At 71.8% G+C, this 1,510-nt stretch carries 2 protein-coding genes and 1 pseudogene; 1 reads left to right on the top strand and 2 read right to left on the bottom strand.

The window, feature by feature from the left end; genetic code table 11:
- Nucleotides 1-520: NAD-binding protein (locus C1I97_RS37065; RefSeq protein ID WP_220040897.1), on the bottom strand; the 520-nt coding region annotated here is incomplete at its 3' end.
- Between the two features lie 106 nt (nt 521-626).
- Between C1I97_RS37065 and C1I97_RS42280 the strand changes: the two are divergent.
- A pseudogene (locus C1I97_RS42280) lies at nt 627-935 on the top strand (transposase); the annotation flags it as partial.
- A 55-nt stretch (nt 936-990) separates the two neighbouring features.
- Here C1I97_RS42280 and C1I97_RS37050 read toward each other — a convergent pair.
- On the bottom strand, nt 991-1,446 hold the full coding sequence (locus C1I97_RS37050) for a PPOX class F420-dependent oxidoreductase (RefSeq protein ID WP_111007257.1): 456 nt from the start codon (nt 1,444-1,446) through the stop codon (nt 991-993).
- Nucleotides 1,447-1,510: the final 64 nt, after the last annotated feature.

Here is a 1,510-nt window from a genome sequence, read left to right as displayed (position 1 = left end):
CGACATCATCGCACTCGACGGCGTTATCCGTCACAACCGGCCTGATTATGATCGGCGCAGTACGCCCGTCGGTTCGCTCGCCGTCCTTCTTGGCCGCCCATGCGGTGATGACCCCGAGCGGCTTCGGGGGCAGGGCGGCGGCAGCTTGGGCCCACAGTTCTACCGCGCGGGCGCCGAGCCGGCTGGGGACGTCGAGGACGTCGGCCAGGTGGGCCGCGATCCGCATGTCCTTGAGCAGGAGCCGCAGGGCGAAGCCGGAGTCGTAGGTCTCGGGCAGGATGAAGTTCGGCCGCTTGTTCTCGGTGGATCCGCTGCGTCGGCCGTCGCCCCGGCCGCCGGCAGCATCGACTGCCGGGACAATCCCGACGTGCCCGGGCTGTGCCACGTCGCACCCGGTGCGCGCCGGGCGCTCATCGCCCGTCACCGCGGCGACGTCGACACCTATGAGAGGGAGCGCAAGCGCCGGACGCGGGAACTGGAACGCAACGGACCATCCGCGCTCAGCAGCGTCTTCACCCACACCCACGGGTTCACAGCCTCTGCCTGACTCCCCGTGCCGGGGGGCCGGAGAGGGTGAGAAGCCGTATCTCGACTTGTTGTTCAACCTCGGCGGTTCACCTGTCCCGCTGATCTTGGTCCGTCTCGGCGTGCTGTCCCACTTCCGCGTCCAGTTCCACGACTGTCCCTGCACGCGGGCGGATGCGCCTTTCGAGCTCACCGATGCGGTGCTGTGCGCCGAGGGCCCGGTGGCGTCGCGTCGCCTGCGGCGGCGGCTCGCCCCGACGCCGAGGGCCCGCGGTGCCGACGGGCGGATCGTCCTCGCGGTCGATGTCAGCAACTGGCTGCGACCCGACGCTCCGGCCGGCCCGGACCTGTTGTTCTGCCACGTCCACGGGCGAGGCCGCAGCACAGACCGGACGGCCCCCGGCCGGCCACAGGCGGGGTGACATCTCGCCGCCCGGCCCGGCGCCCGCCCGGCCTCCACGTGCCTCAGCCGCCGCCCTTCGGGATGCCGTACGCCCGTTCCACCCTCAGCCGCAGCACCAGGCGCCGGTCGCGGACCATCGCGGCGCGGAAGTCGTCCCAGTCGGGGTGCTCGCCGTTCACGTCACGGTAGAGACGGACCAGTTCCTCGACCGTCTCGTCGTACGGGTCCTTCGCGACCGGCGAGAGGTCCGCGGTGCCCTCGGCGACCGTGTAGGCCCAGCGGTCCGGGCTCGTGACGTGGTACGAGGCACGCGGGTCCCGGCGCAGGTTGCGGGTCTTGGCGCGGTCGTCGGTGATCGAGACGCGGATGACCCGCTCGTCCGGGCAGTAGGCGTGGCTGACGTTCGACAGCTGGGGCCGGCCGTCCCGCTTGAGGGTCACCAGCACTCCGCCGTGCCCCTCGGAGAGCAGTGTGAGCAGGGCGTCCTGTCCGGGGTCGTGCGCTGTGTCCTGAGTCATACCCCGGTCAACCTCCCGGCCCGGGCGCGCATTCCGCCGGCCGCGCGACCATGGGGTCTGAGGG

The sequence above is a fragment of the Streptomyces sp. NTH33 genome, from assembly GCF_003236365.1.
Classification (GTDB): domain Bacteria; phylum Actinomycetota; class Actinomycetes; order Streptomycetales; family Streptomycetaceae; genus Streptomyces.
This window is presented reverse-complemented; position numbering and strand designations above follow the sequence as displayed.

What these genes read in the sequence shown, in the direction of transcription:
- C1I97_RS37050 (WP_111007257.1), bottom strand. Translation starts at nt 1,446, where the DNA reads ATGACTCAGGACACAGCGCACGACCCCGGACAGGACGCCCTGCTCACA.